The following is a 24,234-nucleotide window of genomic DNA, read 5'->3' as shown; positions in this document are numbered from 1 at the left end:
CGGTGGCGAGCGGGCGGTGGATCGGGCGGCGGCACACCGCGCGACCGCGAGACCGCCGCCCGTCGGCCGGTCAGGAGACGGTCGGGTCGGCCGCCCCGTCCCTCGTAAACGCCCACCGGGTAGCTCCCGGCGGCCGGTTACGGCAGGGGGGACTTAACACGTCCGGGGTACAACCGTCGGGTATGCCCGATCACGTGCTGATTCCTATCGACGACTCCGACTGCGCGATGACCGCCCTCGAGTTCGCCCTCGAGGAGTATCCCGACGCGCGGCTGACGGCGCTGCACGTCCTCGACCCGGCGGACTTCTACGCGGCGACGGGGATGGAAGGCGGCGCGATACCGAACTTCGAACAGCTCCGGGAGAGCCACGAGAGCCGCGCCGAGGACCTCCTCGAACGCGCGCGGAGCCTGGCGGCCGACCGCGACGTCGACCTCGACATCGAGACCGTCGTCGGCGGCGTCTCGCGGACGATCGTCGAGTACGCCAAAGAGGAGGACGTCGACCACGTGATCGTCGGGAGCCACGGCCGGACGGGCGCGAGCCGGATCCTGCTGGGCAGCGTCGCGGAGACGGTCGCCCGCCGGTCGCCGGTGCCGGTGACGATCGTCAGGTGAGCGCGGCCGCGACTTCCCTCGTCTACGGAACCCACAGTAGCCCACATACGAACGGTTAGGTGGTCGCGGACGCTCCATCGGTGTATGACCGAGACGACCCGGATCGCGCTGATGTGCGTCCAGAACGCCGGCCGCAGCCAGATGGCGACGGCCTACGCCGAGCGAGAGCGGGCGGCCCGCGGCCTCGAAGAGACGGTCGAGATACTCACCGGCGGCACCCACCCCGCCGACGAGGTCCACGACGTCGTCGTCGAAGCGATGGCCGAGGAGGGGTTCGACCTCTCAGGTCGCACGCCGCGGAAGGTCACCGAGGCGGAACTGGAATCCTGTGACTACGTCGCGACGATGGGCTGTTCGACGCTCGACCTCGACGCCGACGCCGAGGTCCGCGACTGGGACCTGTCCGACCCACACGGGCGGGACCTCGACGAAGTTCACGAGATCCGCGAGGACGTGAAAGGGCGCGTGACGGCACTGTTCGACGAGATCGAAGGGGTCTGATCAGACGTCGACGAGCGCACCGACGGGGGCGTCCGTGTGCTCGCGGGCGCGTTCGATCCCGTCGTCGCCGGCGGCGATCAGCGCGAAGACGCCCGCGACGTCGGCGTCGGCGGTCTCGACGATGTCCAACAGGAGTTCCTGGGTCTCGCCCGAGCGGATGAGGTCGTCGACGACGAGCACGGACTCGCCCGCGTCGATGGCCGACGCCGGCAGGTAGTAGGTGAGTTCGATCCCCGATTCGAGACGCTCGCGGGCCTCGATGAACTCCTCGACGGCGGTCTCCTTGCGCTTTTTCGCGTACGCACACCGGGTGCCGTAGAAGCTCGCGAGCGACGCGGCGAGAGTGATGCCGTCGGTGGCCGCGGTGAGGACGACGTCCGGACGGTCGAACGCGAACGCCTCGGCGGCGACCGGCGCGACGAGGTCGAGCAGTTGCTGGTCGAAGACGACCCCGGAGTTGTCGACGTAGCCGTCCGCGTCGACGCGGATGCGGGCGTCGAGTTCCGCGGCGAGGGCGGCCCGGCCGACCTCGGCGACGACCTCGCGGGCGCGGTCCGCGCTCGGCAGGACGTGGCCGTTGACGTAGCGGTTGAGGTCGCCCGCGGGCAGACCCGTCTCGGCGGCCAGTTCGTCGTACGTCCGGGTCTCCTTGAGCATCCGCAACACGTCGACGGCGCGAAGCTGCAAGGCGGCCTTCTCGGCTCTGTTCATGCAGGAATACTCACGCATGTGCGACTATGAACACGTCGATGTCGATTCCGCGAGCGGATGTCCACGTGCGTGCTATCGCCTCCCGCAGCGAGTGCCGGACGTCACGTCCGAACGGCCGTACCGCCCGGGGGCCGACGCGACTACTGCAGGAAGTTCGGTTCCGTCCGCTTCTCGTCGCGTTCGGCTTCGAGGTGGGCGCGGAACGCGTCGATGTCGACGTCGTACTCCTGCCGTTCGAACCGGTCGCGCACGGAGATGGTACCCGCCTCCTCCTCGTCGTCGCCGACGATGATCTGGTAGGGGACGCGGTCGTCGTGGGCCGCGCGGATCTTCCGTTCGAGGGTGGCGTCGCGGTCGCCGACCTCGATCCGGAAGCCCTCGAACTCGCTTGCGACCTCGCGGGCGTAGTCGAGGTTGTCGTCGGAGATGGGCAGGACGCGCACCTGCTCGGGGGCGAGCCAGAGCGGGAAGTTCCCCTCGAAGTGCTCGATGAGCACCATGAAGAACCGCTCGTAGCTGCCGTAGATGCCGCGGTGGATCATCACCGGGCGGTGCTCCTCGTTGTCCTCGCCGACGTAGGTGAGGTCGAACCGCTCGGGCATGTTGAAGTCGAGTTGGACCGTCGGGCCGTCCCAGACCCGGCCGATGGCGTCCTCGAAGCCGAAGTCGATCTTCGGCCCGTAGAAGGCGCCGTCGCCCTCCTCTACCTCGTAGTCCATCTTCGACTCCTCGAGGACCGATTCGAGGATCGACTCGGCGCGCTCCCAGATCTCGTCCGACCCGACGGACTTCTCGGGGCGGGTCGCAAGCGACACCTCGTAATCGAGGTCGAACGTCTCGAGTACCGTGAAGATCATCTCGAGGATCTGCTCGACCTCCTGTTCGATCTGGTCGGGGCGGACGAACAGGTGGCCGTCGTCGATGGTGAACGCCCACACCCGCGAGAGACCCGAGAGTTCGCCGCGCTGCTCGCGGCGGTAGACCTTCCCGTCCTCGGCGTACCGGATCGGCAGGTCGCGGTAGCTCCAGGAGTGGTCCTGGAAGATGGCGGCGTGGCCGGGGCAGTTCATCGGCTTCAGGCCGAACTCGTCGTCGCCGACGTCGAAGACGAACATGTCGTCCTTGTAGTTCTCGTAGTGGCCCGACCGGTGCCAGAGGTCCGTCTTGAAGACGTGGGGCGTCTCGACGTAGTCGTAGCCCGCCTCCCCGTTCAGTTCGCGGACGAACTCGGAGAGTTCGTTCAGGACCGTCTTCCCCGGCGGGTGATACAGCGGGAGGCCGGGGCCGGTGACGTCCTGAATCGAGAAGAGGTCCATCTCGCGGCCGATCTTGCGGTGGTCACGCTGTGCGGCCTCGCGGCGCCGTTCGAGGAACGCCTCGAGGTCGCTCTCGTCCTCGAACGCGGTGCCGTAGATCCGGGTCTGCATCGGATTGGTCTCGTCGCCGCGCCAGTAGGCGCCGGCGATCTCCAGCAGTTCGACGGCGCCGATCTCGCCCGTCGAGTCGACGTGCGGGCCGGCACAGAGGTCCTCCCACTCGCCCTGACTGTAGAAGGTGACCGTCTCGCCCTCCGCGGCGAACTCCTCAAGGAGTTCGAGTTTGTACGGTTCGTCCCGCTGTTCGAGGCGGTCGCGGGCCTCCTCGATCGAGACCTCCTCGCGCTCGATGTCGTAGTCGGCTTCGACGATCTCCTCGATCTCGTCTTCGAGGGTTTCGAGGTCGTCCTCGTCGACGTCGAGGTCGTCGAAGTCGTAGTAGAAGCCCTCGTCGGTCGGCGGGCCGATGGCGAGTTTCACGTCGTCGAACTGTCGCTCGACGGCCTGCGCGAGACAGTGGGCCGCGGAGTGGCGCATCACCCGCAGGTACGCCTCCGACTGGTCGGTGACGATCTCGAGTTCCGCGCCGTCGTAGACGGGTTCCTCCCTGGCGACGAGGTCGCCGTCGAGTTTGCCCGCGACCGTGTCCCGGCCGAGGCCGGGGCCGATCTCGTAGGCGCAGTCCTCGACCGTCGCGCCGGCGTCGACATCGAGTTCCGATCCGTCGGGCAGTACGACCGCTATCGACTCCTGTGATTCTGACTCTGGTTCTGACATGGGTGTGAGGATTCCGGCGGCGTCCGCGAGGCGTGCCGTCGACACGGAGACCGTCCGCTGGTCGGGATTCGAACTCCGAGACACAGCGCACGGTAGGTGTGGGTTAGAAGCGGGCGAACGCCCGTGTAAAGCGGACACCTACCATCGTGGATACGCGTAGTCCCGAACAGGTTAAAAACGTTGTGATGGTGTGGCGCCGCGTCAGAACTGGTCGATCGTCGTCGCGATCGTCTCGTCGTCGCCGATCTCGTTTTCGAGTTCGGTCGGGTCGGGGGCCGGAAACGTCACCGTCGGGTCCGCCGCCGTCACGTCCGCGACGAGGCGGTCGATCTCCTCGAACAGCGCCGGGTGGTCGCCGGTGCCGGTGATCCGACACCACGCGCGGGTCCGGGTGATCCCGACGAAGGCCTCGTTTCGCGGCCGGACGCGCGTATCGTGCCAGTACGGGTCGTCGAGGTACTCGAGGTTCGACAGGTAGACCGAGGCGGCCTCGTTCCCCTTCGCCCGGTTGATCCCGGAGACGGTCACTTCCCCGGGCTTCGCGAAGACGCTCTTGTTGCCCTTCCAGACGAGGTTGGCCTCCAGTCCGCGGTCGGCGAGCAGGCCCGCGAGTTCGGCGCCGGTCGACCGCGCCTCGCGGGGCGATCCCAGCGGGATCACGAGGACGTTGTCGGCCGCGATACCGTGTTCGAGGACGTCCTCGGCGACCGCGTCTGCGACCGCGCGCAACTCGGCGTCTTTCCCGTCGAACGCGTCGAAGGTGACGAACGGCTTCGCCTCGGGGTTCTCCGAGAGGGGGTGTGGCGAGTGTTCCGCCGGTCGACGGATCGAGACCGGTTCGCCGACTCGTCGGAAGTCGCCCTCGAGGACCTCGTAGCCGATGTCCTCCCAGCCCTCCTGAGTCGTGATCGCCTGGACGGCGCCGCGGTCGCTCGTGAGCCCCATCCCGAAGACGTGCGCGAGCATCAGGACGGACCGGGGGGTCCGGTAGGACTTCCGCATGATCTGGCTCTTCTGGATGCCGCCGGGATACGACCCGCTCAGGTCGACCGCCGGTTCGCCGTCGTCGTCCGTCCCGAAGATGCGTTTCGGGCTCGGCGCCGAGAGGCTCGTGAGGTTCTGGGCCTCGTCGTAGGCCCAGATGAGGCGTTTCGGCGGCTTCAACGCCCGGTAACACATCTCGTAGAAGGCGGGCTCCATGTCCTGTGCCTCGTCGATGAGGATCGCGTCGTAGCGCTCCTGGATCGGCGCCTCCGCGACCAGTTCCCGACAGCACGCCTCGAGCAACTCCCCGGGGCCGTCGGCGTCGAACGCGTCCTTCGCCGACCCGACGTGGTGCGGGGAGACCCCCGCGTCCTGGGCGATCCGGTAGTACATCCCGTGTTCGCTCTTTCCGCCCCAGCCGTGTAGCACCTCGAGGCGCTCCCAGTCGGGCTCGTCGCCGCCGAAGTCGGCGTAGAACCGCCTGACCGAGTCGCGAATCGTCTGGTAGAGGCTCCGGGTGTTGAACGTGATCGCGATCTTCCAGTCGGGGTGTTTGGCGTGCATCGCCGCCGCCTTCCGGGCGACGAGGGCGGTCTTTCCCGAACCGGCGATCCCCCGGATCTGCTGGGGCCCGTCGGGGATCTGGACCCCGATCTCCTCCTGTCGCTCGTCGAGGCGTTTCAGCCCCTTCTCGACGGTCTCGTAGAGCCCCGCCTTCGTGTCGCCGTCGGCCAGCACGGGCCCGCGCTCGCCGCTGATCGCCTGACCGCCGCCGAGCACCGCGCGGGCGTCGACGTACTGCTCGGCGGTCAGTTCGGTGTCCCCGGGGAGCGACTCGAACGCCTCCCGGAGCGACGACTTCGTGAGGTCGTCCCGCAGGAGCACCCGCGGCGCGGACGGCAGGTCGTCGAACCCGCGTTCGACCCACTCCTCGCGGCCGACGTTCGGTAACGCGACCAGCGGCGTCATCGTGATGTGACAGTTGCCGCGCTCGTCGACCAGCGTCGGCTCGCGCATCATCGGCGACCGGAGTCGGAACCCGTGGTCGCGCGCCTGCGAGTACGGCGCCGCGTACTCCTGTGTCGTCCCCCGCAGCGACCACCGTGACCCCTCTATCGACTCGATGTGGTCGATCCGGTACCCCTTGCACTCGATCACGACGAGCCCGTACCGCCTGTGTAGAACCACGAAATCCGCCTCCCGGTCGAGGTCGTCGTTTTGCTGGTCGACGATGGGATACCGGTAGTAGCACACGCCGACGTCCTCGGGCGTGAAACACCCTTTGAGCCGGTCCCAGACGGTCAACTCGGCGTCGACGCCGGCGGCGGCCGCGTCGTACTCGGCTGAGACGAATTTCACGGTCGACGTCAGGAAGCCGCCCGGCATAAACCAACCGACGTCGCCCGCTCCGCGACCGACACGCGTTTTGCGCTCCCCCGCACACGACAGCCTATGTCCGTCGACGCAGTCCTCTTCGACCTCGACGACACGCTCTACCCGTACCCGCCCTGTAACGAGGCGGGGAAGGAAGCCGCCCTGCGGACCGCCCGCGACCGGGGCTACGACTTCGACCGCGAGGGGTTCGAGGACTTCTACCGGGCGGGTCGGCGGGAGGTCAAGCGCGAACTCGGCGGTACGGCCGCCTCCCACGAGCGGTTCCTCTACTTCAAGCGCGCCCTCGAACGCCGCGAGGGCGAGCCCCGGATCGGCGACGCCTTCGCGCTCGGCGAGGCCTACTGGGAGGGGTACGTCGACGCGATGGAGCCGTTCCCGGGCGTCGAAGGGACCCTCGCGACGCTCCGCGAGGCGGGCGTCGCCGTCGCCGTCGTGACCAACCTGACGACCCGGATTCAGCTCCGCAAACTCGACGAACTGGGGCTGGAACCCCACGTCGACCTCCTGTTGACCTCCGAGGAGACGGGCCGGGAGAAGCCGGGATCGGTCATGTTCACGCTCCCCCTCGCACGGCTCGACTGCCGGGCGTCCGAGGCCGCGATGGTCGGCGACGACGTCACGGCCGACGTCGTGGGCGCGAACGCCGTCGGGCTCGAAACCGTGCTGTTCAACGCCGACGTCGACGACGGGCTGGAAGGGGCCCGTGAACCCGACCACAGGATAGATGCGTTCGAAGAGCTAACGGAGGTGGTACTGTGATCCTCGAAGACGAACGGCGCGCGGTCGTCGACCGCGCGGCGGAACTGGCCGCGCTCACGCCCGGTCGGACGGGCAACCTGAGCGTCCGCGACGGGACCGACGGCGACGCGTTCGCGATCACCCCCACCGGCGTCCCCTACGACGCGTTCGACGCCGCGGACGTCCCCGTCGTCGGCGTCGACGGCGAGCGCCGCGACGGCCGGATGGCCCCGAGCAGCGAGGTGCCGATGCACTCGGCGATCTACCGCCGCGAGGACGTCGGCGCGATCGTCCACACCCACTCGCCGTGGTCGACGGCGCTGGCGGTCGCCCACGAACCGCTGCCGCCGATCCACTACATGATCGTCGCCGTCGGCAAGCGGGTCCCGGTCGCCGAGTACGCCCCCTACGGGACCGACGAACTCGCGGCGAACATCGTGACTGCGATGGCGGAGGCGGACGCGACCGCCTCGTTCATCGAGAACCACGGGCTGGTCGTCACCGCGCGGGACCTCGACACCGCCCTCGAAAATACGGTCCACGTCGAGAGCCTCGCGCGCCTGTACCTCGAAACGCGCGCGGCCGGTCTCGAACCGGAGACGCTCTCGGACGACGAACTCGAGACGGTGATCGAGCAGTTCGAGTCCTACGGGCAGTGAGCTAGTCCCGGCCCGCCAGCAGTTCCTCGGCGGTCACCAGCGCCTCCATCTCGACGCCGGCCTCCTCGACGGTCTCGCGGCCGCCCTCTTGGCGGTCGACGACGACCAGCGCGCGCTCGACGGTCGCGCCCGCCTCGCGCAGCGCCTCCACGGCGTCGACGAGGCTCGTCCCCGTCGTGACGATGTCTTCGAGGACGACGACCTCCTCTCCCTCCGCCAGCCGTCCCTCGATCAGGTTCCCGGTGCCGTACTCCTTGCGCTGCTTGCGCGCGACGACGTACGGGACGCCCGCGGCGACGCTGGTCGCCGCGGCGAGGGGGACCGCACCCAGCGCGACCCCCGCGAGTTTCGCGTCGTCGTCTATGCGCTCGGCGAAGGCGTCGGCGATCAGTTCCAGACACCGCGGGTCGGTCTCGAAGAGGTACTTGTCGACGTAGTACTCGCTGGTGCCGCCGTGGGAGAGTTCGAACTCGCCGAAGCGGACGGCGTCGGCCGCCCGGAGCGCGTCGATGAGTTCCTGGTTGGTCATCGACGGGAGAGGCGCACCGGACCGGGATAAGCGGTGTGGAACGGACGCGCCGACGGGCCGACGCGGTCCGGGACCGCCCACACGTGACAGACGAGCCGAACGATCGGCGACCGATCCCGATAGGCTTTTCGTACGTGCTTTTTGTTCCATGAACCAATGCGATCACGTAGGGTACGTGCGACGACGCTCCTTCGCGCTATCGTTCACGAGCTTCGGACAGAACGCGTCACGTTCATGGCGGGCAGCCTCGCGTACCACGCGTTCGTCTCGCTGTTGCCGCTGCTGTTGCTGGTGATGGCCGTGATATCGGCCACGGGCGACCGGCGACTGGAGGACGCGTTCTTGCAGATCGTCAGCGCGACGATCACGCCCGGCGCGGGAGACGTCCTCGTCGCCGAACTCCAGAACACGTCCAGAGGGGTGTCGATACTCGGGGCGGTCGTCCTCCTGTGGGGGGCGCTTCGCATCTTCCGGAGCCTCGACACCGCCTTCTCGGACATCTACGAGACGCCGAGCGAGAACACGTTCGCGGACCAGCTCGCGGACGGATTCGTCGTGCTGGTCTCCGTCGCGGTGGTGCTCCTCGTGACCGTCGCACTCGAGTCGACGTTGTCGGTCGACGTCGGAGTCGGCGCCGGCTGGTTCGGTCAGCGGCTGCTGCTCGTCCTCGGCGTCGGGCTGGCGCTGTCGCCGATGTACTACCTCTTCCCCGACGAGCCCGACGTGTCAGTTCCGGAGGTGATGCCGGGCGTGGGCTTTGCCGCCGTCGGTCTCGTCTCGTTCGAGTCGCTGTTCCAGCTCTACCTCGAGTACGGCGGTGGCGGTGGGGGGACGCTGGGGAACGTTCTCGTGGTCGTGACGTGGCTGTACTTCTGCGGTCTCGTCGTCCTCGTCGGCGCGGCGATCAACGCCGTGCTCTCGAACCGGAGCGACGACGTGTCCGTCCGCCCGGTGTTCGGCGGCGTCCCGGTCGAGGACGGCGACGGCCCGTCCGCGGCGGACGGCGGAAGCGACGCCGTCGTCGAGTCGATCGACCGACTCGAGGCCCGCCTGCCGACGGCAAGCGAGGTGACGGTCGTCGTCGACGGCGAGCCCGTCCGGCTGTCGCCGCCCGAGCAGGTCCTGTCGGAGGTGACCGCGTCGCGACTCCCGCTTGCGACCGACACCGCCAGCATCGAACTGCGGTGGGCGGCGAGCGACGTACCGTCCGCGGAGGAGACGGAGTAGCGCGCGGCCTCGCGTCGACCGCTCTCACCAGGGCTCGTCTTTCAGCCCGAGCGTGTACGCGATGGCGTTCGTCGCCACGTGCAGAATCGGCGTGATGACGAGCACCACGAACAGGACGTCCCAGAGGAACACCTCGCGGAACCAGCCGGGGGCGACGGCGGCCGCGAGCGCGAGCGAGACGACGACGAAGTCGAGCTGGTCGACGCCGGGGAAGGCGGCGCCGCGCTCGCGCCCGGTCCGGCGCTTGAGGAAGGACGCGAGGATGTCCCCGAGCATCGCGCCGAACGGGAGCGCGAGGACGACCGGGACGGGGAACTCGGGCAGCGAGACGCCGAGTGCGGCGCCGACGTCCCCGCCGACGGCGTTCAGGACGAGCGCGAGGACGGCGCCGGCGAGGGTGCCGACGGCCGTCCCGCGCCAGGTCTTCCCGTCGCCGAGGATCCGCCTGCCGTTCCACTCGCGGCCGCCGTCGATGGGGCGGCCGCCGCCGGCGAGCACCGCCGCGTTGTTCGGCACGTAGGCGGGCAACATCGCCCAGAACGCGACCGCGACCGTCTCGAACACTGCCATGTCCGGCGGGACGAACCGGCGTGTCTTAACGAGGGTGGTTTGCGGCGGGCCGGTCCGCTCGATCGAAATCATGAACTACCTTATAACGGCGACCCTACGTGTCAGTATGATCCCACCGATCGCGAGTCGGTTCGTCGCCGGCGAGGAGCCCGCGGAGGCACTGGACCACGTGCGGGGCCTGAACGAGCGGAACGTCAAGGCGATCATCAATCTGCTCGGCGAACACTACGACGAACGCCCGCCCGCGGCGGCCGACGCCGCGGAGTATCGGGCGCTCGTCGACGACGTCGCGGACTCGGACCTCGAGGCGTGCGTCTCGGTCAAACCCTCTCAGGTCGGTCTGGACCTCGGCGAGGACGTCTTCCGGGACCTGCTCGACGGCATCGTCGACCGCGCGGCCGAGCGCGGCGTCTTCGTCTGGATCGACATGGAGGACCACACGACGACCGACGCGACGCTGGACGCCTTCGAGGACCTCGCCCGCGAACACGACGGCGGCGTCGGCGTCTGCGTGCAGGCGAACCTCAGACGCACCCGCGAGGACGTCGAGCGGCTGGCGGACGTGCCGGGGAAGGTCCGGTTCGTCAAGGGCGCCTACGACGAGCCGAGCGACGTCGCCTACACGGACAGGGCGCGGGTCGACCGGGAGTACCGCGACCTGCTCGAATACGCCTTCGAGCACTACGACGGGGGAATCGCCGTCGGGAGCCACGACCCGGCGATGATCGACCACGCCGTCGCGTTACACGAGGAACACGGCACCGACTTCGAGGTCCAGATGCTGATGGGCGTGCGCGAGGACGCCCAGACCGACCTCGCACGCGAGTACGAGGTCTGGCAGTACGTCCCCTACGGGGGCCGCTGGATGTCGTACTTCTACCGCCGGGTGATGGAACGCAAGGAGAACCTCCTGTTCGCCGCGCGAGCGGTTCTGGGCCGGTGAAGGGAAGGGCTCATAATCCCGTGGTGTGAGTCTCTCCACATGACCTCGTGGAAGCGGGACTTCGCGAGCGGGCTCATCGTCCTCGGGCCGATCCTCGTGACCCTCTACATCATCTACTGGCTCTACGGCATCATCGCCGGGGTCACGCCCGAGTTGATCCTCGACGCGAACGTGCTCAAACAGCTCGTACCCGGCAACACCGGACAGGCCGTCGAGACCCGCGAGCAACTCGCCCAGTTCCTCCGGGTGCTCGTCACGCTGACGGTCTTTATCATCCTCACGCTCTCGGTGGGCTACCTGATGCGGACGACCATCGGCGGCCTCGTCGAGCGGATCGTCGACGACGTCGCGAACCGCGTCCCCGGGCTCCGGGTCGTCTACAACGCCTCGAAGATGGCCGCCGAGACGGCCTTCGGCGAGCAGGAGTCGCTCCAGAAGCCGGTCAAGCTCGAGACGTGGAACGGGCTGCGGATGACGGCGTTCAAGACCGGCAAGACGACCGACGACGGCCGCGAGGTGCTCTTTCTCCCGACGTCGCCGAACATCACGACGGGGTTCGTCATCGAGGTCGAGTCCGATCGCATCACCGAACTCGACGAGGACGTCGAGGACGCGCTCACCCGCGTGCTCAGCGCCGGCTTCGGCGACGCCGAGCGCAAGCGGGGGATGGACGCCGGCATCCCGATCGACGTCGTCGACGAGCGCAGCGCCGACGACGACTAACGTTTACCGCGTTTGTGTCCCGCCGGGAGCGGCGATGCCACACCGCGGCGCGACCGCACACAGCGCAAACGGTGGGTGTACTAGACGTAGGTGAACCACTCCTCGTAGTCGTCGACGCGGCGCTCGACGACGTCGAAGAAGCGCTGCTGGATCTCCTCGGTGACGGGACCGCGGGAGCCGTCGCCGACGACGACGTTGTCGACCTTGCGGATGGGGGTGACCTCGGCCGCGGAGCCGGTGAAGAACAGTTCGTCGGCCGTGTGGAGTTCGCCCCGGGAGATCGAGACGTCGTCGTTGACGGTGTAGCCGAGGTCGCGTGCGATCTCGATGACGGTGTCGCGGGTGATCCCGTCGAGGATCGACTCCGAGAGGCCGGGCGTGTAGAGTTCGCCGTCGCGCACGAGGAAGACGTTCTCGCCGGGGCCCTCGGCGACGTGGCCCTCCTTGTTGAGGACGATCGCCTCGGCGTAGCCGTGGCGGCGGGCCTCCTCGCCGGCGAGCATGCTATTGACGTAGAGGCCGGTGGTCTTCGCGTTCGTCGGGATCTGGCTCGAGGAGTGTTTGCGCCACGAGGAGACCATCACCTCGATGCCGTTTTCGAGGGCCTCCTCGCCGAGGTAGGCGCCCCACGGCCAGACGGCGATGGCGGTGCGGGTCGGGCAGTCGCCGGGGCTGACGCCGAGGGAGTGGTAGCCGTAGAAGGCGATCGGGCGGATGTAACAGGAGGCGAGGTCCTGCCGGCGGATGAGTTCGAGCGTGGCCTCGGTCAGCTCCTCGGGGGAGTGGTCGATCTCCATCTCGTAGGGTTTACAGGAGTGATAGAGCCGTTCGAGGTGTTCCTCCCAGCGGAAGATCGCGGGGCCGTTCTCGGTGTCGTAACAGCGCGCGCCCTCGAAGACGCCGGTGCCGTAGTGGAGGCCGTGGGTGAGAACGTGGATCTGTGCGTCGTCCCAGTCGACGAACTCCCCGTCCATCCAGATCGTGTCGACGTCCATCTCGTCGAAGCTCATGGGCAGGGAGACGGAACCCTCCATAATGAACGTTCGCGATTCGGTTCCACCCCGCGCGCCCGTCAGCCCAGCCGGTCGAGGACGTCGCGGCCCTCGAGGTAGACGAACCCGTTGCGGTTCGCGTACGCGCGGGCGTCGGCGGGGGACAGGGCCTCGCCGGTCGCGCCGTCGAGCATCTCGCAGACGACGACGGCGGGCGCGAGGTCGGCGGCCTCGGCGAGGGCGACGCCGAGTTCGGTGTGGCCCTCGCGGTGGCCCAGCAGGTCGGGCGCGGCCTTCAGCAGGTGGACGTGGCCGGGGACGCGGAACTCCTCGGCGAAGGCGACGTCGTCGGGGTCGGCGGCGGCCGCGCCGAGCGAGCGGATGGTCAGCGAGCGGTCGTTGTCGGTGACCCCCGTGAACGTGTCGCGGTGGTTGACCGTGAGCGAGAACGACGACCGTTCGTCGTAGCCGAGGTCGTGGTCGCCCGCGGCGGGGTGGTCGACCGCCTCCGTGTAGAACGGCAGGTCGAACGCCTCGGCGACGTCGTGGCCGAGGGCGACGCAGATCAGCCCGCCGGCGTCGTTGCGCAGCCGCGAGACCGCCGCCGGCGTGACGGCGTCGGCGTGGTAGATCAGGTCGGTCTCGCCCTCGCGGTCGGCGGCGTCGTGCACGAGGATCGGTTCGCCGCGCCGCAGCGCCTCCATCGCGCGCTCGACGTCGTCGCTCTCGCTCCGGGCGCTCGTCGCCTCGCCGGCGTTCGCGCTGGCACGTCCCGTCATGTTAGCGCCCCTCCACGTGGATCGTGACGTGATCGCCGTCGGCGAGCGCGAGGGCGTCGCGGAGTTTCGCCGGCGCGATGAGTTCGAGCTGGTCGTCGTCGTGGTGGGTCCGTTCGGGCGCGATCGTGTGGGCGCCCTCGTACGTCGAGCCGTCGGCCGTCTCGACCGTCGCCGGGTGACAGACCGCGGGGCCGTAGGTGCGCTCGTCGTCCTCCCAGCCGTCGATGTGGACCGGCTCCAGCGAGGCGACGGCGCTGCGCCGCCGGACGCTGTCCTCGCGGAGGTCGACGTTGAGCGTCCCGGGGAACGGCTCGTAGCCCAGTCGCTCCTCGAACTGGCGGCTGTACCCCGGCAGCGAGATGTAGTGGCGGCCCTCGCCCATGCCGCTGGTGACGGTCCCTTCGAGTTCGACCTCGGGTTCGGTCTCGAAGATGCGGCGGTAATCTTCGAACTCGGCGCGGAGGGCGGCCTCGCCGTCGTCGGTGACCGCGACCCACTGGCCGTCGGCGACCGTGTCGCGGTCGAGGTAGCCGGCGGATTCGAGGCGCTGGAGGCGGCGCGAGGCGGTCTGGTTCGACGCGTCGAGGCGGTCCGCGAGCGCGGCACAGGAGATCTTCAGGTCGCCTTCGAGCCCGCCATCGAGCGCGAGGTGCTTGAGGGCGGCGAGTTCGTCGTGCCCGACGGCGGCCGTCGCTGTCCGTTCCATACCCGGGTGTTTCGCCCCTCGTCGTAAAAGCGTGCCGAATGTGGGATGCGTAACGAAACTGTGATGGAGTTGCCGGGAGTTTACGAACTGGTGATCGGTCGGGTCGGGTGAAAAGACCACCGATCGGTCGGCGGCCCGTCGGCAGTCCCGCGGTCGGTTTCGTTCGCCGGGTCCGGCCCCTCGTCCGGTCGACCACCCCGTCACCGCAACCAGTACGAACCCGTGACCGTACCGAACGTCGACGGGAGTGGAAGAATGCAAGGGCGCGCGTTTTCGCGCTCAGCGTCGATACTCCGGGCACGTGTATGAGACGCCTCGTCGGACTTCTGACGGGCCTGCTGGCGCTGACGGGCCTGCCGTACCTGCTGTACCTCGCGCTGTACGCCGTCCGCCGGCCGAGCGGGTCGCCGGCCGAGAAGTGGCCGCGAGAGCCGACGGTGAGCGTCGTCCTCCCGACGTACAACGAGGCACCGATCGTCGAGGCGAAACTCGATGACCTGCTGGCCCTCGACTACCCGATGGAGAGAGTCGAGGTCGTCGTCGTCGACTCCAGCGACGACCGGACGGCCGACCTCGTCGAGCGGTTCTTCGAGGGGCGGGCGGCCCCGTCGCTGACGCTCGTCCGGAAGGACGACCGCGAGGGGCTCGCGGTCGCGCTCAACGAGGGGTACGCCGCGGCGGCGAACGAGGTCGTCGTCAAGACCGACTGCGACTCCCGGCTGGCGCCGGACGCGCTCCGGGAGGCCGTCGCGAACCTCGCGGACCCCGAGGTCGCCGCCGTCACCGGGCGCAACGCCGAGGTCCTCGGCGGCAGCGGCGTCGAGCGTGGCTACCGCGACGTGCAGGCGACGATCCAGACCCTCGAATCGCACCTCGACTCGACGCTGATCTTCCACGGGCCGTTCTCGGCGTTCGAGCGCGACGCCATCGTCCCCGTCGACGAGGACTCGATCGCCGACGACACCGAACTCGCGTTACGGATCCGGCGCAACGGCGGCCGCGTGGTCTTCGACCCCGCGATCCGGTACCGGGAGGCGGCCCACTCGGCGTTCCGGAAGCGACGACGCCAGAAGGACCGCCGCGCGATGGGGCTGCTCCGCCTGCTGTGGCGCCACCGCGACGCCCTCGGCCGGTACGGCACCTACGGCCGCGTCGTCCTGCCCTTTAACTGGTGGTTCATGCTCGTCTCGCCGTGGCTGCTCGTCTGCTCGCTCGCGGCCGCGACCCTCGGCAGTCTCGCGGTCCTCGGCCCGTTCGGGCTTGCCGTCCCGGCCGGCGTGGCGGCGTTCGTGGCCGCGGGCTCCCGGGACGCCCTCGGCCCTCTCCAGCCGCTGTACTCGCTGTTCGACACGCAGGTCTCGCTGGCGCGTGCGAGCGCGAAACTCCTCCTCGCGGGCGGCGACGGCGAGGGCGCGGACGGCACGTGGACCCCCGACCGCGAACTCAGGGAGGTGTTGCAGTGACCGACGTCGCGATCCTCCACGACCGCTTCCCCGGCATCGGCGGCGGCGAGGCGTTCGCCATCGAGGCCGCGCGGGCGCTCGACGCGCCGATCTACACGACCTACGTCGCGCGCGGCACCGACCTGCCCGACGACGTCGACGTGATCGCGTTCCGCCAGTCGAAGTACACCTCGCTGCCGTGGCGGCCCCTCCTCGAGTGGAAGAACGAGGGGATGAACCCGCTGGAGACGCTCAACGTCGCGCTCGACCTGACCGACGCCCACGACGACCTGCTCGACTACGACGTGATCCTCGAGAGCGCGCCGCTCTCGAAGGGGTTCGTTCCCGACCCCGACCAGCGGATCGTCCACTACCCCCACAGCCCGCCGCGCTGGCTGTACGACCTCTACCGCGACCGACTGTCGTCGTTCCGTCGGCCCGTCGCCGAGGCGGCGGTCAAGGCCTACGCGAAGTGCTGGCGGGCGCTGGACAAGGAGGCGAACGACCACGTCGACCGCTTCGTCGCCAACAGCGAGGTCGTCCGCGACCGCATCCGCCGCTACTACGGCCGCGACGCCGCGGTGGTCTACCCGCCCGTGACCGGCGACTGGCGCGACGAGGGCGACGAGGGCTACTTCGTCGCGTGGTCGCGGCTGGCCCCCGAGAAGCGCATCGACCTGATCGCCGCGGCGTTCGCCGGCCTCGACGAGCGCCTCGTGATCGCCGGCGACGGACAGCAACGCGAGCGGATCGAGGCCATCGCCCGCGGCCACGACAACGTCGAGGTCCGGGGCTACGTCGACGACCTCGAATCGCTGGTCGCGCGGGCGACGGCGGTCGTCTACGCCCCCAAGCAGGAGGACTTCGGGCTCGTCGGCGCGGAGGCGATGACCGCCGGCAAACCCCTGCTGGGCGTCGACGAGGGGTTCACGAAGTACCAGGTCGAGGAGGGGACGACCGGCCTGCTGTTCGAGCCGACCGTCGACTCGCTTCGCGACGCCGTCAGCCGGTTCGACCCCGACGACTTCGACCCCGCGGAGATACGAGCGCGCGCGAGTCGGTACGACCGCGACCGCTTCGAGCGCGACGTCCGGGCGGTCGTCGAGGGCGCGGAGGGAGACGAGGACGACCGCACCGACGACCCGCTCCCCGTCGAGGAACGCGGCGCCGTCCCGGGGGTGACCGACCGGTGACCGCGACGGCGGCCGACGCGGCGGCGTCCGGCGTCGAGCGGCCGATCGACCGTCCCGACCCCCGCGTCTCGGTGGTCGTCCCGACGATTCCCGCGAACGACCACGAGGCGGTAGTCGAGACCCTCCGCGAACAGACCGCCGACGCCTACGAGGTCCTCGTCGTCGACGACGCGAGCCTCGACATCTGCGAGGCGCGCAACGCGGGGATCCGCGCCGCCCGAGGGGAGATCGTCGCGCTGACCGACGACGACTGCCGGCCGCCCCGGGAGTGGATCGACCGGATCGAGGCCGCGTTCGACCGCGACCCCGACCTCGTCTGTCTGGAGGGGGCCGTCGACGGCGGGCGGACGTACGACGGCGAGCGCCGCTACGTCGGCTGTAACCTCGCGTTCGACCGCGAGGCGGCGCTCGCCGTCGGCGGCTTCCGCCCGGCGTTTGCGGGCTGGCGCGACGACACCGAGTTCGGCTGGCGGATGGAGCGCGACGCCGACGGCCGCTGTGCGTACGCGGACGCGGTCCGGATGCGCCACCCGGACCCGCCGCGGGCGAGCATCGACGCGGCCCTCGAAGAGCGCCTGAAGCGGGAGTACCCCGACCGCTACGAAGCGGTGCTCGTCCCCGACACCCTCCCGGGGCGGGTCAACGACTGGCTCTGGCGCAAGGGCGTCTGGGACCTCGTCGATGCGGTCCGGTACGACGTCCCGAACGCGGTTCGCTCCGACAGGTGACGATGCGACGGAAGACCCACACCCACCCATGACGAACGTCGCACTGGTCGTCCTCGACACCCTCCGGTACGACGCCTTCGAGGAGCACTTCGACTGGCTCCCCGGCAGGCGCTTCGAGTACGCCTGGAGCACGAGCCACTGGACGGTCCCGGCCCACGCCTCGCTCTTCACGGGCCGGTACGCAAGCGAGGTCGGCGTCTACGCCGGCGCGCAGACGTTCGACAACCCAGAACCGCTGCTCGCCGAGCGCCTGCGGGAAGCGGGCTACACTACCCGGGCGTTCAGCGCGAATCCCAACGTCTCGCCGGTGTTCGACGCCGACCGCGGCTTCCGGGAGTTCGAGAAGAGCTGGCGGCTCGAACACCACGGCGAGGACCTCTTCGACTGGGACGCGTTCATCGCGAAGACCCGCGACAGCGGTCCCGAGCGGTACGCCCTCGCGCTCAAGGAGGTGCTGCTGGGCGACGACCGGACCCTCCCGTCGCTGAAACACGGCGCGAAGCTGAAACTGCGCGACACCCGCTTTGGCCGGCACACCGAGGTCGTCGACGACGGCGCGAGCACCGCACTCGACCTCGTCCGCGAGACCGAGTTCGGCGACGACGAGTTCTTCTTCGCGAACCTGATGGAGGCTCACTCGCCGTACGACCCGCCCCCGGAGTGGAAGACCGTCGACGTGGACGTTCAGGGGCTTGCGGCCTCGCTCGGCGACCCGGACGACGACCCCGACGAGATCAGGCGGGCCTACGAGGACAGCGTCCGCTACCTCTCGCACGTCTACGAGCGGATCTTCGACGAACTGCGCGAGTCGTTCGACCTGATCGTGACGGTCAGCGACCACGGCGAACTGCTCGGCGAGCACGGCGGCTGGGAGCACCTCTCGGGCATCTACCCCGAACTCGCCCGCGTGCCGCTGTCGGTCTACGACGCCCGCGACGGCCCCGTCGACGGCGTCGCTTACGACGACCGCCCGGTGAACCTGCTGGACGTCCACGAGACGGTCCTCGCCGCGGCCGGCCTCGAATCCGGCCCCGACGCGCGGGGGCGGAACCTGACCGACCTGCCGAACGGCGAGGGCGAGGACGAACCCGCGGAGGGCGACGGCTTCCGCCCGGACGAAGTCCTCGTCGAGTACCACGGCCTCCCCGACCGCCACCTCGACTCCCTGCGCCGGAAGGGGTACGAGGACGTCGAGTACCGCACCCGCTGGCTCGACGGGGTCGCCCGCGGCGACTACTTCGGCTACGAGACGTTCGACGGCTTCGCGGAGTGGGGCGAGTCGCCCTACGAGGACCCGCGAGCCCGGATCGAGGCGCTCGTCGACGCGCTCGACCGGCGGACCGACGTCGCGGACGACGGCGAGCTAGACGACGCGGTGATGCGACAACTGGAGGATCTGGGGTACGCATGATCGGAAATCGAGAGGTGAGCGACTGATGGGCGTCGGCCGGTTCCTGCGACGGCTACCCGACCGCGGCGTCCGGCGTTCGGCCGAGGTGGTCTACGAGTGGCTGGGCCGGCGGCTGTGGATGGGCGAGTTCGCCTCCGGGACGGTCTTCGAGCGCGAGTGGGACGTCCTCGTCCTGCTCGACGCCTGCCGGGTCGACCTGATGGCCGAAGTCGCGCCGGAGTACGGCTGGCTCCCCGCGCCCGCCGAGGTCGAGGCGGGCGCGGTCGACTCGGTCGCGGGTTCGTCGAAGGAGTGGATGCGCCGGACGTTCGCGGACGAGCGCGCCGCGGAACTCGCGAGTACGGCCTACGTGACGGGCAACCCGTTCTCGGCGCAGGTCCTCGGCGACGACCACCCCCTCGGGCTGCTCGACGAGGTCTGGCGGTACGCCTGGGACGACGACCTCGGCTCGATCCGGCCGGAGCCGATCACCGATCGGACGATCCGGGCCGCCCGCGAGGACGGGTACGACCGCGTGATCGCCCACTACATGCAGCCGCACGTGCCGTTTCTCGACCGGCCGGACCTCCACGCGGGCTACCGACCCGCGGAGTGGGGCTCGCCGGACTCGGTCGTCGACCCCGACGAGGCCGGCCTCGACGCGTGGGGCCGGGTCCGGCGCGGGGACCTCGACCGCGAGGAGGTCTGGGCCGCCTACGCCGACAACCTGCGCGTCGGGCTGGCGTCGGTCGACACCCTCCGGCGCAACGTCGACGGTCGGCTGGTCGTGAGTTCCGACCACGGCAACGCGATGGGCGAACTCGGCTTCTGGGGCCACCCCGACGAACCCGTCGCGAGCGTCCGCCGGGTGCCGTGGATCGAACTCGAAGCCCGCGACGAGGGGACCAGAGAGCCGACGCTGGAACCGGCGGCCGAAGACGAACGCGCGGCCGGCGTCGACGCCGACGTCCGGGACCGCCTCGCGTCGCTGGGGTACAGGGAGTGAGACCGATGACAGGGTCCAGCCCGAACCGAACGGAGGTGCACGAGCGGTGAGCGAGCCCTCGGCCGCCCTCGGCGTGAAGGTCTTCGACCGCACGGAGAAACTCGCGGCGCTGCTGGAGTCGGTCCCCGGAGAGGAGTACGAGACGGTCTACGTCGCCGACGACGGCCGGACCGACGAGCGCGCGCACCTCTACGAGCGGGCGTGGCCCTTCGACCTCGAACTCATCGACCTGCCGTACGACGCGGGGCTCGGCCGCGGCCGGAACGCCGTCGTCGACGCGCTCTCCGAGGCGTTCCTGACGGTCGTCGACAGCGACCACGAGGTGCCGCCGAACGTCGACGTACTCGCCCGGCAACTCGACGCCCGTCCCGAGTTCGGCGGGATCAGCGGCCTCCTGCTGGAGGACGGGCGGATCCAGGGGCTGTGTCACGACCTCGACGAGGAGGGGGACGTGCTCGTCCGCGACACGGGGCCGAAGACCGCCGAGACGGTCGCGGGCTACCCCCTCGTCGAGTTCGACTTCGTCCCGAACGTCACGACGTTCCGACGGGAGTGTCTCGAAGAACTGGCGTGGGACGAACGGTACGTGATCGGCCGCGAGCACCTCGACTTCTTCGTCGGCCACTGGAAGCGGACCGACTGGCGTTTCGGTACCTGTCCGTCGGTGCTTTTCCCCCACCGGCCCGGCGGCGGCCGCGAGTACGACGCCAACCGGCGCGACCCGGCCAAACTCCTCGCGAGCAAGGCCCACTTCCGGGAGAAGTGGGGCTACGACCAGGTCGTCGCCCGCGAGTTCTGGCTCGGGAACCAGTCGGTCGACAAGCCCCTCGCGGCCCTCGACGGCGACCTCCCGGTGCCCGCGTGGCTCGGCGCGAAGGTGATGGACCTGCGCGACGCGCGACTGCGACTCGCCGCCGCGGCCGCGAACGCGAGCGCGGGCGACCTGCTCCCGGGGGTGAGCCGACGGTGACGCCGACCGCCGACGGCCCGGCGCTGCTGGTCACCGTCGACTCGCTGCGGGCCGACCGCTTCGAGGAGATGGAGCGAACGCGGGCGTACCTCGACCGCACCCACCCGCGGGCGTTCGCGACGTCGACGGCGACCCTCGGGAGCTTCCCGGCGATTATCGGCGGCCGGTACGCGACCGGCGGCGGCCTCGAACCGGGGACGAGCGTCGCCAGCGCGTTCGACTGCCACAGCGTCGGGGTCACGACGAACCACCTGCTCTCCGCGGCGTACGGCTACGACGAGGGGTTCGACTCGTTCGCCTCGCCGAAAGGCGGCGGGGGGAGCCTGAAGGAGAAGGGCGCGGTCCTGCTCGACCGCGGCACCCTCGCGTACGACATCGCAAGCTGGGGCTGGAGCCGGTACCAGGCGCTGCGGAGCCGCTTCGGCGGCATCGAGAAGTCGTTCCGGCCGGCCGACGACGTGATCGAGGCGTTCCTCGACGAGGTCGAAGGTCGCGAGCGGTGGTTCGGCTGGCTGCACCTCATGGAACCGCACCACCCCTACGACCCGGACGGCGCGGACGTGAGCCGGGCAACGGCCCAGCGGGTGAGCCGTCGCGTGCTCGCCGGTCGCGGTTCGGCGGACGACGAGGCCCTCGTCCGCGACCTCTACCGGCGGGAGGTCGTCGACCTCGACCGGAAGCTCGCGCGCCTCTGGGCGGCGGTTCCCGACGACGCGCGGGTGGTCTTCTGTGCCGACCACGGCGAGTTGCTGGGCGAGGACGGCCTGTGGGGCCACCCCGGCGAGATGCGCCCGGAACTGCTCGGCGTGCCGTTCGGGACGCGAAACGCGCCCGACGTGGGCGAGGTCGTCTCGCTGGTCGACGTCCCGACGATACTGACCGGACGCGAACACGGCGTCGGGACCCTCGACCGGGAGGTCGCCTTCGCCGCCTACGGCGAGAAGAAGGCGGCGATGAACGACGCCCACCTCGCGAGCGACGAGGGGGTCGTCCGACTCCCGGACGGCGAACCGGCGAGCGACCCGGCCCTCGAACGCGAGCGCGCGCGGTTCGACCCCGCCTACGTCGTGACGGAGGACGCGCTGCGGGAAGACCTGGAGGACCTCGGATACGCATGACGGTACTCGTCCTCGCGCTGGACGCGCTCGACGCCGGCCTCGTCGAGCACTTCGACCTCGACGCCGTCCGGCTGGAATCGAGCGGCGACCTCGAGACGTTCGCGCGCACGCAGGACGTGCCGTACACCCCGGAGGTGTGGGCGACGGTGGCGACCGGCCTCCCGCCGGCGGAACACGGCGTCACCGGCGGCGGGACGAGCGAGTGGGACAACCCCGTCCTCGAAGGGCTCTCGCGGGTCTCCGGGCGGCTCGACGAGTCGACGCGCGGGACCCTCGGGAAGTTCGTCCGGTCGAAGACGGGCGAGCGCGAGCGGATCGGCCGCACCGACGCCGAGTCGATGTTCGACGCCGAGGGCGCGGTCGTCCACAACTGGCCGGGGGTCGCGGACGGCCGGCCGCTCCAGCGGGCGTGGGACCTGATGAACGCCGTCGCCGAGGGACTGCCCCGAAGCGCGTTCGAGCGCGAGTTGTTCGGCCAGTGCGCCCAGCAGTTCGCCTGGGCGAAGGAGATGCTTCGCCACCCCGTCTCGATCGCCGGCGTCCACGTCCACGCGCTGGACGCGGCCGGCCACGCCTACGCCGACGACGAGGCGGCGCTTCGCCGGGTCTACGCCCGCGTCGGGGAGTTCGTTGACGAGGTGGTCGACGCGCTCGGGGCGGGCGACGACCTCCTGCTACTGAGCGACCACGGGATGCACGCGGAGTTCTACCCGCCCGACGCCGGCGAGAACCCGGCGACGCACTCGTTTCGAGCGTACGCGAGTTCGACGGCCGGCACCCGCCCGGCGTCGGTGTACGACGTCCGCGAGTGGGTCGAGACGCGGGCGAGCGGGACGCGCGTCGAGGGCGGCGCCGGCGAGGAGGGGATCGACGTGCCGACGGATCACCTGCGCGAACTGGGGTATCTGGACTGATCGCCGGCGACCGGGCACCGCCGGGAGGAAAAAGGGGGCGTCGCGCCGAACGGAACGGCGCGCTCGTCTCCGCTAGTTCGATCTTCGATCCCGGGACCCGACCCGCGTCGTCGCGGCCCCCAGTCCGACACCGAGGACGGCCAGCGCCGCGCCGGTCGGGTCCCGAAGCCGAACCGGGAGGCGCGACGCGCGGCGCTCACTCCAGGTAGCCCAGGTCCCGCAGTTGCTGCTCCGTCGTGTCCATCACCGCCGCCCCGCGCTCGCGTTCGGAGTCGAAGGCGTCGGCGCGGGCCTCGACCCACTCGCGCACGTCGAAGACGCTCGCCGGCGGGTCGGCGTCGAGCGTGGTCGACGCGAGCGCCCGGAAACTGTGAAAGCCCGGGTCGTCGTCGCCGTCGATCCATCCGACCTGCATGCCGTGATCGGAGAGCACCAGCAGGTCGTCGACGTGTTCGCGGACGCTCCCGAGGAGACGGTCGACCCGTTCGTACGTCTCGCGGAGGCGCTCCGGATGCGTCGCGAAGGCGTGACCGGCGGCGTCGAGGAGGTGCAGGTGGACGCCGGCGACGGCCACGTCCGCGTGGCCCATCCCCTGCAGCCAGCCGAGTTCGAGGCCGGCGTTGCCGTACAGCCGCCGCCAGAGTTCGTCGTCCGTGATCTCGCCGTTCGAGGCGAGGTTGAGCCAGTGCCAGGTCTCGGTCAGGTGTTCGGCGGGGGTGACCCCGGGCCACCAGCGGACGACGCGGCCCTCGGCGTCGAAGAGGTGGGGATGTGACGTCTGCCGGAGGGTCAGTTCGACGCCGTCCCCGGTCCCGTCGCCCGAGTCGCCGCGCAGCCAGGTGCCGATCCTGACGCGGGCCGCCTTGGGCAGGAGGTACGGCGCCACCTTGCTCGCGTACGCCAGCGCCGGGTTTCGCCACTCCCCCTGTTCGCCGGTCGAGGCGAGGCCGTGTTCCCCGGGGCCGACGCCGGTCGCGACCGAGGTCCACACTTCGAGCGTGTTCGGGTTCGCCCCGGAGTGGGCGAACGTCTCCAGTTCCCGGTGGCGGTCGAGCAACAGGTGGTCACAGCCCCACTCGCGGGCGAGGGCGTAGTCGGCGGCGTCGAGGGCGACGATCCCCAGCGTCGGCATACGGGGATCGACCACGGGCGCGCTCTTCAACGTGGGGCCGGCGACGGTCGCGGACCGAGCGCCGCGGGTCGGGTGGCGACCCCAGCAGGCGTCACACTGATACCGGCGCCCGTTGCAGTGTCCCCTGCGCGAACGCGACGCTCGACTTCGATACCGATGGCACCGACGGCGACA

Annotated in this window: 24 protein-coding genes; 15 read left to right on the top strand and 9 right to left on the bottom strand. The window is 70.1% G+C overall.

Annotated elements, in window-relative coordinates; genetic code table 11:
• Positions 1-182: 182 nt before the first annotated feature.
• Together NKG98_RS07825 and NKG98_RS07820 are read left to right on the top strand one after the other, a co-directional pair.
• Positions 183-617 carry a universal stress protein gene (locus tag NKG98_RS07825; protein WP_254769102.1) on the top strand — a complete coding sequence of 145 codons (435 nt, stop codon included), beginning with the start codon at positions 183-185 and terminating at the stop codon, positions 615-617.
• A gap of 84 nt (positions 618-701) precedes the next feature.
• Entirely contained in the window at positions 702-1,118 is a 417-nt protein-coding gene (locus tag NKG98_RS07820) for an arsenate-mycothiol transferase ArsC (protein ID WP_254769101.1), read from the top strand.
• Here NKG98_RS07820 and NKG98_RS07815 read toward each other — a convergent pair whose 3' ends face one another.
• The 3 genes from NKG98_RS07815 to NKG98_RS07805 all read right to left on the bottom strand — a co-directional run bounded on the left by NKG98_RS07815 (position 1,119) and on the right by NKG98_RS07805 (position 6,265).
• A complete protein-coding gene (locus NKG98_RS07815) occupies positions 1,119-1,829 on the bottom strand; it encodes a phosphoribosyltransferase family protein (RefSeq protein WP_254769100.1) in 711 nt (236 codons plus the stop codon).
• 140 nt (positions 1,830-1,969) lie between these two features.
• Entirely contained in the window at positions 1,970-3,922 is a 1,953-nt protein-coding gene (gene thrS / locus NKG98_RS07810; protein WP_254769099.1) for a threonine--tRNA ligase, read from the bottom strand.
• Between the two features lie 201 nt (positions 3,923-4,123).
• Positions 4,124-6,265, bottom strand: coding sequence for an NERD domain-containing protein (locus NKG98_RS07805; protein ID WP_254769098.1), 2,142 nt, complete (start codon positions 6,263-6,265; stop codon positions 4,124-4,126).
• Positions 6,266-6,358: 93 nt separating this feature from the next.
• On the opposite strand from NKG98_RS07805, the gene NKG98_RS07800 reads away from it, so the two are divergent.
• The gene (locus tag NKG98_RS07800) at positions 6,359-7,060 is read left to right on the top strand and encodes a ribulose-1,5-bisphosphate 5-phosphatase (RefSeq protein ID WP_254769097.1); all 702 of its coding nucleotides are present in this window, start codon (positions 6,359-6,361) and stop codon (positions 7,058-7,060) included.
• Positions 7,057-7,698 (top strand): ribulose-1-phosphate aldolase, encoded by a 642-nt coding sequence (locus NKG98_RS07795; protein WP_254769096.1) that lies wholly within the window; start codon positions 7,057-7,059, stop codon positions 7,696-7,698. The genes NKG98_RS07800 and NKG98_RS07795 overlap by 4 nt, the downstream gene beginning before the upstream one ends.
• 1 nt (position 7,699) lies before the next feature.
• On the opposite strand, the gene pyrE is transcribed toward NKG98_RS07795, so the two are convergent.
• Entirely contained in the window at positions 7,700-8,227 is a 528-nt protein-coding gene (gene pyrE / locus NKG98_RS07790; RefSeq protein ID WP_254769095.1) for an orotate phosphoribosyltransferase, read from the bottom strand.
• 156 nt (positions 8,228-8,383) lie between these two features.
• Here pyrE and NKG98_RS07785 point away from each other — a divergent pair, with 156 nt between their 5' ends.
• Positions 8,384-9,454 carry a YihY/virulence factor BrkB family protein gene (locus NKG98_RS07785; RefSeq protein ID WP_256558479.1) on the top strand — a complete coding sequence of 357 codons (1,071 nt, stop codon included), beginning with the start codon at positions 8,384-8,386 and terminating at the stop codon, positions 9,452-9,454.
• 24 nt (positions 9,455-9,478) lie between these two features.
• On the opposite strand, the gene NKG98_RS07780 is transcribed toward NKG98_RS07785, so the two are convergent.
• Positions 9,479-10,024, bottom strand: a complete 546-nt coding sequence (locus tag NKG98_RS07780) for a CDP-2,3-bis-(O-geranylgeranyl)-sn-glycerol synthase (protein WP_254769093.1) — start codon at positions 10,022-10,024, stop codon at positions 9,479-9,481.
• A 106-nt stretch (positions 10,025-10,130) separates the two neighbouring features.
• On the opposite strand from NKG98_RS07780, the gene NKG98_RS07775 reads away from it, so the two are divergent.
• Complete coding sequence (locus tag NKG98_RS07775; RefSeq protein ID WP_254769092.1) at positions 10,131-10,967, top strand: proline dehydrogenase family protein; 837 nt, start codon at positions 10,131-10,133, stop codon at positions 10,965-10,967.
• Positions 10,968-11,006: 39 nt separating this feature from the next.
• Positions 11,007-11,690: a DUF502 domain-containing protein gene (locus NKG98_RS07770; protein ID WP_254769091.1), complete on the top strand. Its 684-nt coding sequence runs from the start codon at positions 11,007-11,009 to the stop codon at positions 11,688-11,690.
• An 80-nt stretch (positions 11,691-11,770) separates the two neighbouring features.
• Here NKG98_RS07770 and NKG98_RS07765 read toward each other — a convergent pair whose 3' ends face one another.
• The 3 genes from NKG98_RS07765 to NKG98_RS07755 form a co-directional block, all read right to left on the bottom strand.
• Positions 11,771-12,700 (bottom strand): branched-chain amino acid transaminase, encoded by a 930-nt coding sequence (locus NKG98_RS07765; protein ID WP_254769090.1) that lies wholly within the window; start codon positions 12,698-12,700, stop codon positions 11,771-11,773.
• Between the two features lie 62 nt (positions 12,701-12,762).
• Positions 12,763-13,461, bottom strand: a complete 699-nt coding sequence (gene ribB / locus NKG98_RS07760; RefSeq protein ID WP_254769088.1) for a 3,4-dihydroxy-2-butanone-4-phosphate synthase — start codon at positions 13,459-13,461, stop codon at positions 12,763-12,765.
• A gap of 1 nt (position 13,462) precedes the next feature.
• The gene (locus NKG98_RS07755) at positions 13,463-14,167 is read right to left on the bottom strand and encodes a DUF120 domain-containing protein (RefSeq protein ID WP_254769087.1); all 705 of its coding nucleotides are present in this window, start codon (positions 14,165-14,167) and stop codon (positions 13,463-13,465) included.
• A gap of 305 nt (positions 14,168-14,472) precedes the next feature.
• Between NKG98_RS07755 and NKG98_RS07750 the strand changes: the two genes are divergently transcribed.
• From NKG98_RS07750 to NKG98_RS07715, 8 genes are read left to right on the top strand one after another with little or no spacing between them, the layout of a single operon-like run.
• Positions 14,473-15,630 (top strand): glycosyltransferase, encoded by a 1,158-nt coding sequence (locus NKG98_RS07750; RefSeq protein WP_254769086.1) that lies wholly within the window; start codon positions 14,473-14,475, stop codon positions 15,628-15,630.
• Positions 15,627-16,802: a glycosyltransferase gene (locus NKG98_RS07745; protein ID WP_254769084.1), complete on the top strand. Its 1,176-nt coding sequence runs from the start codon at positions 15,627-15,629 to the stop codon at positions 16,800-16,802. The genes NKG98_RS07750 and NKG98_RS07745 overlap by 4 nt, the downstream gene beginning before the upstream one ends.
• Entirely contained in the window at positions 16,799-17,530 is a 732-nt protein-coding gene (locus tag NKG98_RS07740; protein WP_254769082.1) for a glycosyltransferase family 2 protein, read from the top strand. Before NKG98_RS07745 ends, NKG98_RS07740 begins: the two co-directional genes overlap by 4 nt.
• Before the next feature lie 28 nt (positions 17,531-17,558).
• A complete protein-coding gene (locus tag NKG98_RS07735; protein ID WP_254769081.1) occupies positions 17,559-18,941 on the top strand; it encodes a sulfatase-like hydrolase/transferase in 1,383 nt (460 codons plus the stop codon).
• 25 nt (positions 18,942-18,966) lie between these two features.
• Positions 18,967-19,926 carry an alkaline phosphatase family protein gene (locus tag NKG98_RS07730; RefSeq protein WP_254769080.1) on the top strand — a complete coding sequence of 320 codons (960 nt, stop codon included), beginning with the start codon at positions 18,967-18,969 and terminating at the stop codon, positions 19,924-19,926.
• Positions 19,927-19,972: 46 nt separating this feature from the next.
• Positions 19,973-20,896 (top strand): glycosyltransferase family 2 protein, encoded by a 924-nt coding sequence (locus NKG98_RS07725; RefSeq protein ID WP_254769079.1) that lies wholly within the window; start codon positions 19,973-19,975, stop codon positions 20,894-20,896.
• Positions 20,893-22,014 (top strand): sulfatase-like hydrolase/transferase, encoded by a 1,122-nt coding sequence (locus NKG98_RS07720; protein ID WP_254769078.1) that lies wholly within the window; start codon positions 20,893-20,895, stop codon positions 22,012-22,014. Before NKG98_RS07725 ends, NKG98_RS07720 begins: the two co-directional genes overlap by 4 nt.
• Complete coding sequence (locus NKG98_RS07715) at positions 22,011-22,928, top strand: alkaline phosphatase family protein (protein ID WP_254769077.1); 918 nt, start codon at positions 22,011-22,013, stop codon at positions 22,926-22,928. The genes NKG98_RS07720 and NKG98_RS07715 overlap by 4 nt, the downstream gene beginning before the upstream one ends.
• A 196-nt stretch (positions 22,929-23,124) precedes the next feature.
• On the opposite strand, the gene NKG98_RS07710 is transcribed toward NKG98_RS07715, so the two are convergent.
• The gene (locus NKG98_RS07710; RefSeq protein WP_254769076.1) at positions 23,125-24,060 is read right to left on the bottom strand and encodes an alkaline phosphatase family protein; all 936 of its coding nucleotides are present in this window, start codon (positions 24,058-24,060) and stop codon (positions 23,125-23,127) included.
• Between the last annotated feature and the right edge of the window lie 174 nt (positions 24,061-24,234).

Source organism: Salinilacihabitans rarus, assembly GCF_024296665.1.
GTDB classification, from domain to species: Archaea; Halobacteriota; Halobacteria; order Halobacteriales; family Natrialbaceae; genus Salinilacihabitans; species Salinilacihabitans rarus.
The sequence above is the reverse complement of the archived record's forward strand: the minus strand, read 5'-3'. Positions and strand labels throughout refer to the sequence as shown.

Excerpts from the sequence above, each read along its gene's own strand:
- NKG98_RS07825 (WP_254769102.1), top strand. The coding sequence starts at position 183 with ATGCCCGATCACGTGCTGATTCCTATCGACGACTCCGACTGCGCGATG.
- NKG98_RS07820 (WP_254769101.1), top strand. The coding sequence starts at position 702 with ATGACCGAGACGACCCGGATCGCGCTGATGTGCGTCCAGAACGCCGGC.
- NKG98_RS07815 (WP_254769100.1), bottom strand. The coding sequence starts at position 1,829 with ATGAACAGAGCCGAGAAGGCCGCCTTGCAGCTTCGCGCCGTCGACGTG.
- thrS (WP_254769099.1), bottom strand. The coding sequence starts at position 3,922 with ATGTCAGAACCAGAGTCAGAATCACAGGAGTCGATAGCGGTCGTACTG.
- NKG98_RS07800 (WP_254769097.1), top strand. The coding sequence starts at position 6,359 with ATGTCCGTCGACGCAGTCCTCTTCGACCTCGACGACACGCTCTACCCG.
- pyrE (WP_254769095.1), bottom strand. The coding sequence starts at position 8,227 with ATGACCAACCAGGAACTCATCGACGCGCTCCGGGCGGCCGACGCCGTC.
- NKG98_RS07785 (WP_256558479.1), top strand. The coding sequence starts at position 8,384 with ATGCGATCACGTAGGGTACGTGCGACGACGCTCCTTCGCGCTATCGTT.
- NKG98_RS07780 (WP_254769093.1), bottom strand. The coding sequence starts at position 10,024 with ATGGCAGTGTTCGAGACGGTCGCGGTCGCGTTCTGGGCGATGTTGCCC.
- NKG98_RS07775 (WP_254769092.1), top strand. The coding sequence starts at position 10,131 with ATGATCCCACCGATCGCGAGTCGGTTCGTCGCCGGCGAGGAGCCCGCG.
- NKG98_RS07770 (WP_254769091.1), top strand. The coding sequence starts at position 11,007 with ATGACCTCGTGGAAGCGGGACTTCGCGAGCGGGCTCATCGTCCTCGGG.
- NKG98_RS07765 (WP_254769090.1), bottom strand. The coding sequence starts at position 12,700 with ATGAGCTTCGACGAGATGGACGTCGACACGATCTGGATGGACGGGGAG.
- ribB (WP_254769088.1), bottom strand. The coding sequence starts at position 13,461 with ATGACGGGACGTGCCAGCGCGAACGCCGGCGAGGCGACGAGCGCCCGG.
- NKG98_RS07755 (WP_254769087.1), bottom strand. The coding sequence starts at position 14,167 with ATGGAACGGACAGCGACGGCCGCCGTCGGGCACGACGAACTCGCCGCC.
- NKG98_RS07750 (WP_254769086.1), top strand. The coding sequence starts at position 14,473 with ATGAGACGCCTCGTCGGACTTCTGACGGGCCTGCTGGCGCTGACGGGC.
- NKG98_RS07735 (WP_254769081.1), top strand. The coding sequence starts at position 17,559 with ATGACGAACGTCGCACTGGTCGTCCTCGACACCCTCCGGTACGACGCC.
- NKG98_RS07730 (WP_254769080.1), top strand. The coding sequence starts at position 18,967 with ATGGGCGTCGGCCGGTTCCTGCGACGGCTACCCGACCGCGGCGTCCGG.
- NKG98_RS07715 (WP_254769077.1), top strand. The coding sequence starts at position 22,011 with ATGACGGTACTCGTCCTCGCGCTGGACGCGCTCGACGCCGGCCTCGTC.
- NKG98_RS07710 (WP_254769076.1), bottom strand. The coding sequence starts at position 24,060 with ATGCCGACGCTGGGGATCGTCGCCCTCGACGCCGCCGACTACGCCCTC.